This is a genomic window from Rhizobium sp. M10 (assembly GCF_002531955.1).
GTDB classification, from domain to species: domain Bacteria; phylum Pseudomonadota; class Alphaproteobacteria; order Rhizobiales; family Rhizobiaceae; genus Rhizobium; species Rhizobium etli_C.
Window position 1 is genome coordinate 1 of the sequence record NZ_NWTA01000052.1, and the last position, 7,022, is coordinate 7,022.

Annotated in this window: 6 protein-coding genes; all 6 read right to left on the reverse strand. The window is 58.7% G+C overall.

From position 1 onward, the window contains the following. Window positions 1–86 precede the first annotated feature (86 nt). Complete coding sequence (locus CO671_RS32650) at window positions 87–575, reverse strand: NifX-associated nitrogen fixation protein (protein WP_049734201.1); 489 nt, start codon at window positions 573–575, stop codon at window positions 87–89. A 3-nt stretch (window positions 576–578) separates the two neighbouring features. Next, window positions 579–1,073 carry a nitrogen fixation protein NifX gene (gene nifX, locus CO671_RS32655; protein WP_008536565.1) on the reverse strand — a complete coding sequence of 165 codons (495 nt, stop codon included), beginning with the start codon at window positions 1,071–1,073 and terminating at the stop codon, window positions 579–581. Then, complete coding sequence (gene nifN, locus CO671_RS32660) at window positions 1,070–2,425, reverse strand: nitrogenase iron-molybdenum cofactor biosynthesis protein NifN (RefSeq protein ID WP_012489543.1); 1,356 nt, start codon at window positions 2,423–2,425, stop codon at window positions 1,070–1,072. The genes nifX and nifN overlap by 4 nt, the downstream gene beginning before the upstream one ends. A 9-nt stretch (window positions 2,426–2,434) precedes the next feature. Next, on the reverse strand, window positions 2,435–3,925 hold the full coding sequence (nifE, locus tag CO671_RS32665) for a nitrogenase iron-molybdenum cofactor biosynthesis protein NifE (RefSeq protein WP_012489544.1): 1,491 nt from the start codon (window positions 3,923–3,925) through the stop codon (window positions 2,435–2,437). Window positions 3,926–3,983: 58 nt separating this feature from the next. Continuing rightward, a complete protein-coding gene (gene nifK / locus CO671_RS32670; RefSeq protein WP_004677342.1) occupies window positions 3,984–5,525 on the reverse strand; it encodes a nitrogenase molybdenum-iron protein subunit beta in 1,542 nt (513 codons plus the stop codon). Between the two features lie 123 nt (window positions 5,526–5,648). Further along, on the reverse strand, window positions 5,649–7,022 hold a 1,374-nt coding region (nifD, locus tag CO671_RS32675), incomplete at its 5' end, for a nitrogenase molybdenum-iron protein alpha chain (RefSeq protein ID WP_097609218.1).

The following is a 7,022-nucleotide window of genomic DNA, read 5'->3' on the forward strand; positions in this document are numbered from 1 at the left end:
GCAGCGGCGGCGCGGGACTGCAGCTTGCGGACCTTCTTCAGCTGCTCCACAATGTCTGACATGATCTCTTTCCTCGAAAATTGATTTCATGATGCCCGCGCCACGTCGGGATAGGTTTCGATAACTTCAATAGCGTCATCGACCATTTTCGTGCCGGTCTCGGCGAGCTTGCCTAGCGTCTCAAAGCCGAACCGGTGGACATCGCGCAGGGTCTTCGACAGAACGACCAACCGTCCAGTCGTGAAAAGCAAGCGGCCGAAGCCCTCATGGCCGATCGTCATGATCGGCGATGCCAACAGGCCTGTGCACTCTTCGATCACAAGCCCCACGCAACTGTAAAAATTCTGTAGCCTCCACAGCACATCAGGATCCGGATCGCCTATGATCGGGATCTTACGGCGCTGCTCCTTGGTGAGGATGAAGTCGGCCAGCAGGTCAGTGTCCGATTTGCCTTCCCACGCCCCATGGGCATCCTGAGCGCGAATGAGCCTTATCAGGCATCTGAGAAAAGGGGTGGCGAGATCCCCATCCTCGTTGACAGCAGGGCCATCCGTACTTCCTGTCAATGTACCCATTTCTTAGTCCTCCTCATCGAAAGGCTTCTTTTCAATGGCGCCTGCTTCGGTTAGCACCTTGCGTAACCAGGGTGGCGGAGTAGTCCTGAGCATCGCCCGAGTTCGCGACAAAACATCTTCGATCAGTTGAGGATCGGATACTTTAATTGGGTGGATTTTGGCCGAAACAACTCGGGCTGCCGATGGCCCACCGATCGCCAGACAGAACAATAAGTGACAACCTTCCAACGCCTTCACCTTCGGGTTAATACGATCGACGTCCTCGTTCCGATGCTTTCCGCTCTGGTCGGAAACGTCTTCGAAGTCCAGGACTTCCACCAGTTTCCAGTCGTCGGGACTCACATCATAGACGACGAAACGTTTTGCCGATCCGAAATGGGCGTCGAGAGATTTCATATCTTGAGTGGCGATTGCGACGCGCAACGCGCCAGCCTTCCGTTTTGGAGCTGACGAGTGAACCCCGTCAGGGACGAGGGAAAGGCGACGAGCGGCGATCATCTAGGCAGTTCTCCTTTGCGGGAGGGATCAAGCGATCCAGGACACGGCGCGCGCTGATTGGCCTGGAAGATGTTGGAAACATCGAAGATCAGGTCGCGCGTTCCCTGATAGAGACTTGTGAGCTTATGCTGGCTGCCGAGTCGGTCGTATATCGGGAAGCCCACCCGCATGAGCGGAATCCCAAGGCGCTCCGCCGCTTGTCGTCCATGCGAATGCGTGACGAGAAGATCAGCGCCGACGGCAAGTTCTTCGAGATCGCCAAGATCACCGACCTGGAGCGATTCGGCCGGCATTTCCGCGAGTATTTTTGAGGTGCCGGTCGTGGTGACCGCTGCCGCGATTTCGGCGCCCATGCCGGTGAAGAAGGTAGCGAATTGGTAGAGCTGGTCCGGCTCCACAGCAATTGCGATTTTCTTGCCTCCGAAATGGAAATGTCCGTCGAGCAGGGCGTCCTGCAGCTGTGCTCGGCGACGGCGGATGTTTGCTGGCACCGGCGCACCAGAAATCTCAGAAAGAAACGAGACGAACCGGTCGGCTCGTTTCAATCCTGTCAGCGACTGGAACAATGCGTAAGGGACTCCCGTCCGGGTCCGCAGTAGCTCTGCGGGGCGGCGCATATGCTCGCCGATCGCGATACATTGCGCCGCCGTGCCAAGCTCTTGTATCTCGTCGACGGGAGTACCGCCATAGGTGGTCGGAACCCAACGATCGCCGGGCACCGTGCCGTCGAGAGAGCCGGAAATGTCCGGCAGGATCACCGGCTTCAGACCGAAGCTTTCGACCGTTTCGCGCAGAAGCTCGATGTCAGCGACTGTCAGATGCCATCCTGGTAGGATCGCAATCTTCTTTTGGTGGCGGCTCTGCTCGCCTGGAGTGGTGATGCGCTCGACCATAGAGATGACGGCCTTCGCCCATCCCTCTTCGATCGCTCCCTCGAAATCCGGGGTATTCGCCAGCACAACCTCCGTACCCGCGAGCTCATCGGCACGATCCCGCTTGATGTTGGCGAGATCGCCTGCGAAATCTTCGCCGCGGGTTTCCACCAGGGCTGTCGTGCAAATTCCGATCAGCTTGGGTTTTGCGCGCCTCTTGAGATTTAGGATCGCCTCTTCCAGATTGCCTGCGCCGCCAAGAATGGTCGCCACTGCGTCCAATGCCGTTGTCTGCAAGGGAATGGCTTCCTTAAAGTGCCGGACTAAAAGTACCAGCGCCAAGCTGGTGCAGCCCTGGCTGCCGTGGAACAGCGGCACGGCACGCTCGACGCCAAGAAAGGCGAGCGCGGCGCCGAGCGGCTGCGACGATTTCAGCGGATTGACCGCAGCTGATTTGGTCTGGGGAAAGACTTGAACCATCGGCTTTCCTCAACGCTTGCCGAAGCTGCCGGCGACCGCGCCGACAAAGTTTTGCAAGACGTACCCAGTCTCGTTCTCGCTCTTGGTATTCGTCAGTTCTTCTTCCACCGCATGCTGGCATTCCCACGGTGCCGGCTCCCGCACCTCCATCCAGATCGGATTGTGAATAGCAAGATCGATCTGGCGAACGAGCTCCACCATGCCGTCATAGCCGGCATAGGGGTGGTGGCGTTCCTGGTTGATATCGAGCCAAGGTGTCTTGGCCTTCAGCGCGATGAATTGCGTGCGCCCGCCAGACAACATGATGTCGGCTTTACCGTCGGCGAGCATGTTATAAAGCTCGCGCGGCGCCATCGACTCGAACAGGTGTTTTTCGTCTTTCAGGAGTTGCTTGATACGTTCCTTGTCTTCAGGCGTGGATTTCTTGACCGAGGTGCCCACGATCTCGATGCCCACCTCCATCAGCGCATGGACAACCGACCAGGACTTGACGCCGCCGGTGTTGAGCAACACGCGCTTGCCTTCAAGCCTTGGTCGATATGCTGCGAGTTTCATCCAGGCAATCGCCTCCTCCTCCGCGATCAATGCCTCGGTGCGCTCGAGGATTTCGGGATCCGCCCCCTGCATCACGAGCAGCTTGGCGATCTGTCTGAGTGCTTCCGAGGTGTCGGTAATTCCGTAAAAGGAGCCTTCGAAGAACGGGATATCCCAGAGCTCCTCCATTTTGCGGGCGAGGTTGATGAGTGCTGTCGAGCACACCAACATGGACGCCTTGGCGCGATGCGCAGAAGCAATGTCAAGATATCGGGCGTCTCCTGGAATGCAGGCCCTTACTCTGATCCCCAGCCGGTCAAGAAGCGGCTTTACCAGCCAAAACTCGCCGGATAGGTTGAACTCACCAATGATATTGATGTCGTAGGCGGTCACGTCGTTCGGCTCTACGCTGCCGATCACATGATCGAGCAACGCTTCACCGGCGAGCTTATTGCCAAGGTTCTTGGAGCCGGCAAAGCCCGGTGCGTTGACCGGCACCACCGGAAGGCCGAATTTTTCCGCGGCCCGCTTGCAGACGGCCTCGATGTCGTCGCCGATCAATGCTGTCACACAGGTCGAATAGACGAAAATCGCCGGTGGAGCATAGGCCTCCTTGATCTCGCGGATTGCTTTAAAAAGTTTCCGCTCGCCGTGCCCCATCACCACTTCGGTTTCAGTGAGGTCGGTCGTGAAACTGGTGCGCCAGAGCGTTGGACCTGAGGAAGCCGATCCGCGGTTGTCCCAGGAATTGCCCTCACAGCCGAGAGGCCCATGGATCAGGTGCGCGACGTCGGTGATCGGCTGCAGCACGATCTTGGCGCCATCGAAAGCGCATCCGCCGGCTGCCGCCCCGGGGATCAGCGGCTTCGAACAGCCGTTTTTGCGCGCCTTGGAATCCTTGCTGCGGTTCTTCTCGCAGGCAGGCTCGTCAAAGACATCCTGGACTTTAGCATTGAGCAAGGGCATTGCGGTCTCCAAGTTCAGATGAAGGCGGCCGGCCTCACAAGGCCGACCGCCGCCGCTCCTAGCGGGTCAGGTCGTAAGAATAGTCCGTCACACCCGGCTCGCTCGTCTCGCGATCGAGCTTGTCGAAGATCTTGTCGAGGATCGTCGTCAGGACGCGCAGGCCGCCCTGGTAGCCCATGAGCGGGAAACGGTGGTGATGGTGCCGGTCGAATATCGGAAAGGTCAGCCGGATCAATGGGGTGCCGGTGTCGCGCTCGAGATACTTGCCATAGGAATTGCCGATCATAAGATCAACCGGCTCGGTAAAGAGCAGCGAGCGCAACGCCCACAGGTCCTTGCCCGCCCAGACCTGGGCATCCTTGCCGAAGGGCGAGGATGCGAGCAACGCCTTCATCTCGGCTTCCCAGGCCGACGTGCCGTTGGTAGCAAGGCAGTGGGTCGGCTCACCGCCGGTTTCCAAGACGAACCGGGCAACGGCGTAGACGAAGTCAGGATCGCCGTAGATCGCGTATTTCTTCCCGTGCAGCCAGGCTTGGCTATCTGCCATAGCGTCGACGAGACGGCCGCGTTCCAGGCCGATTGCCGGAGGAATTTCCTTGCCGGTAATCTCCGAGACCTTCATCAGGAATTCGTCGGTCGCCTGAACACCCAGCGGATAATGGAACGAAGCCGTAACCTGACCGACCTCCTTGCAATATTCCAGCGTTTTGCGCGTGTTATAGTGCTGCAGCGACAGGGTCGCTTCGGCATTCAACGCCGTTTTCAAGTCCTCGATCTTCGTGCCGCCGTCATACATGCGGTACGTACCGTCAGACGGCGTGTCGAACTGGTCGGAGGCATCCTGGATGAAGATGTAGGATACGCCCATCATGTCGAGCAGGCGCTTCAGTTCGCGGTTGTTGCCGACGCAGAAGCCGTCGAAGCCGGGAATGATGTTGATGGCTTGAGCAACCTCCTTCCGCTCGTTGCCTTTCCAGAAGTTCTCCAGAATGCCCTTGATCATGCCGTCATAGCCATCGACGTGGCTGCCGACGAAGGCAGGCGTGTGGGCGAAAGGAACATCGAAGTCGTGCGGGACCGACCCTTCGTTCTTTGCGTTTTCGATGAAGCCGTGGAGGTCGTCTCCAATGACTTCGGCCATGCAGGTGGTCGAGACGGCGATCATCTTCGGATCGTAGAGCTTGTATGTATTGGCGAGCCCGTCGACCATGTTCTTCAACCCGCCGAACACTGCCGCGTCCTCCGTCATCGAGGACGAGACCGCCGATGAAGGCTCCTTGAAGTGACGCGACAGATGCGAACGGTAATAAGCGACGCAGCCCTGGCTGCCATGGACGAAGGACATCGTTTGCTCAAAGCCTGCGGCTGCGAAGACGGCACCGAGCGGCTGGCAGGCTTTGGCCGGGTTCACGACCAGGGCTTCGCGGCCCAGGTTCTTTTCGCGATACTCCCAGGTCTTCGTGAAGTCGTTTTGATCGGCAACGACCTGATCCGGGTGGGGGCATTCGAAATTGGCTTTCTTCTCGGCGAGCATCTGCCTGTATTCCGGCTCGCGGAACAGGGGAGCATGGTCGAGAACTTTTTCCGCCGACTGCGGCATAGTAAGCACCTTTCTTTTCATCGCGCCGCACCGGTGGCGGCAATGGGATGTCATCTGTCACGAGTGCGGATCAAGTCCGATGGGAAGAGCCTGGCCTGCCCCTTCCCAAGACAGGCCAGGCTCTCATTCGGCCGCAACCGCCTCAGCTGGCGCGGCCTCTTTTTTCCAGGGGACGTCGTAGAGATCCCACACCGGATTATTGATGGCCAGATCCATGTCGCGGGCGAATATGGCGAAGCCGTCATAGCCGTGATACGGGCCGGAATAATCCCAGGAGTGCATCTGGCGGAAGGGGATGCCCATCTTCTGCACCGGATACTTCTCTTTAATGCCGGACCCAACAAGGTCGGGGCGGATGCCTTCGATGAACTTTTCCAGCTCGTAACCGGTCACGTCGTCATAGATCAGCGTACCCTTGTTCACATAATGGCCGGTGCGCTGATAGTCGTCGTTGTGGGCGAACTCGTAGCCGGTGCCGACGATCCGCATGCCGAGGTCCTCATAGGCCGTGATGACGTGGCGAGGACGCAGGCCGCCGACATAGAGCATCACCGTCTTGCCTTCGAGGCGCGGCCGGTACTTGTCGACGACAGCATCGACCAGGGGCCGGTACTTGGTGATGACAGCCTCGGTCTTGTCGACGATTTCCGGACCGAAGTGCTTGGCTATTTCGCGCAGGGAGGTTTCGATCTGGGACGGACCAAAGAAATTGTATTCCATCCACGGGATGCCGTATTTTTCCTCCATGTGCCGACAGATGTAGTTCATCGAGCGGTAGCAGTGGATGAGGTTCAGCTTGGCCTTTGGCGCGCGCTCGACCTCAGCGAGCGTGGCATCACCCGACCAGTTGCCGACCACGCGCAGCCCCACCTCCTCCAATAGAATGCGCGTAGCCCACGCGTCGCCACCGATATTGTAGTCGCCGACGACGTTGACATCGTAAGGGCCGGTCTCAAACTCGACTTCGTTCTTGTCGAAAACCCAGTCACGGATGGCGTCGTTGGCGATGTGGTGGCCGAGCGATTGCGAGACGCCGCGGAAGCCCTCGCAGCGTACCGGCACGATCGTCTTTTCGTGCTCCTTGGCCTTCTTGCGCGACACCGCCTCAATGTCGTCGCCAATCAGCCCGATCGGGCATTCCGACTGCACGCTGATGCCGTTGTTGAGGGGGAAAAGCTCCTCGATCTCGTCGATGACCTGTTCAAGCTTCTTGTCGCCGCCGAACACGATGTCCTTTTCCTGGAAGTCTGAGGTGAACTGCAGCGTCACGAACGTGTCGATGCCCGTCAGGCCGACGTAGTAGTTGCGGCGTTGCGACCAGGAATAATGACCGCAACCGACCGGCCCGTGCGAGATGTGGACCATGTCCTTGACCGGCCCCCATACCACGCCTTTGGAACCGGCATAGGCGCAGCCGCGGATCGTCATCACGCCCGGAATGGACTTGATGTTCGATTTGACGTCGCATTCGGAAAGGGCCTTCGGCTCATCGCCAGG

What these genes read in the sequence shown, in the direction of transcription:
- CO671_RS32650 (WP_049734201.1), bottom strand. Translation starts at nt 575, where the DNA reads ATGGGTACATTGACAGGAAGTACGGATGGCCCTGCTGTCAACGAGGAT.
- nifX (WP_008536565.1), bottom strand. Translation starts at nt 1,073, where the DNA reads ATGATCGCCGCTCGTCGCCTTTCCCTCGTCCCTGACGGGGTTCACTCG.
- nifN (WP_012489543.1), bottom strand. Translation starts at nt 2,425, where the DNA reads ATGGTTCAAGTCTTTCCCCAGACCAAATCAGCTGCGGTCAATCCGCTG.
- nifE (WP_012489544.1), bottom strand. Translation starts at nt 3,925, where the DNA reads ATGCCCTTGCTCAATGCTAAAGTCCAGGATGTCTTTGACGAGCCTGCC.
- nifK (WP_004677342.1), bottom strand. Translation starts at nt 5,525, where the DNA reads ATGCCGCAGTCGGCGGAAAAAGTTCTCGACCATGCTCCCCTGTTCCGC.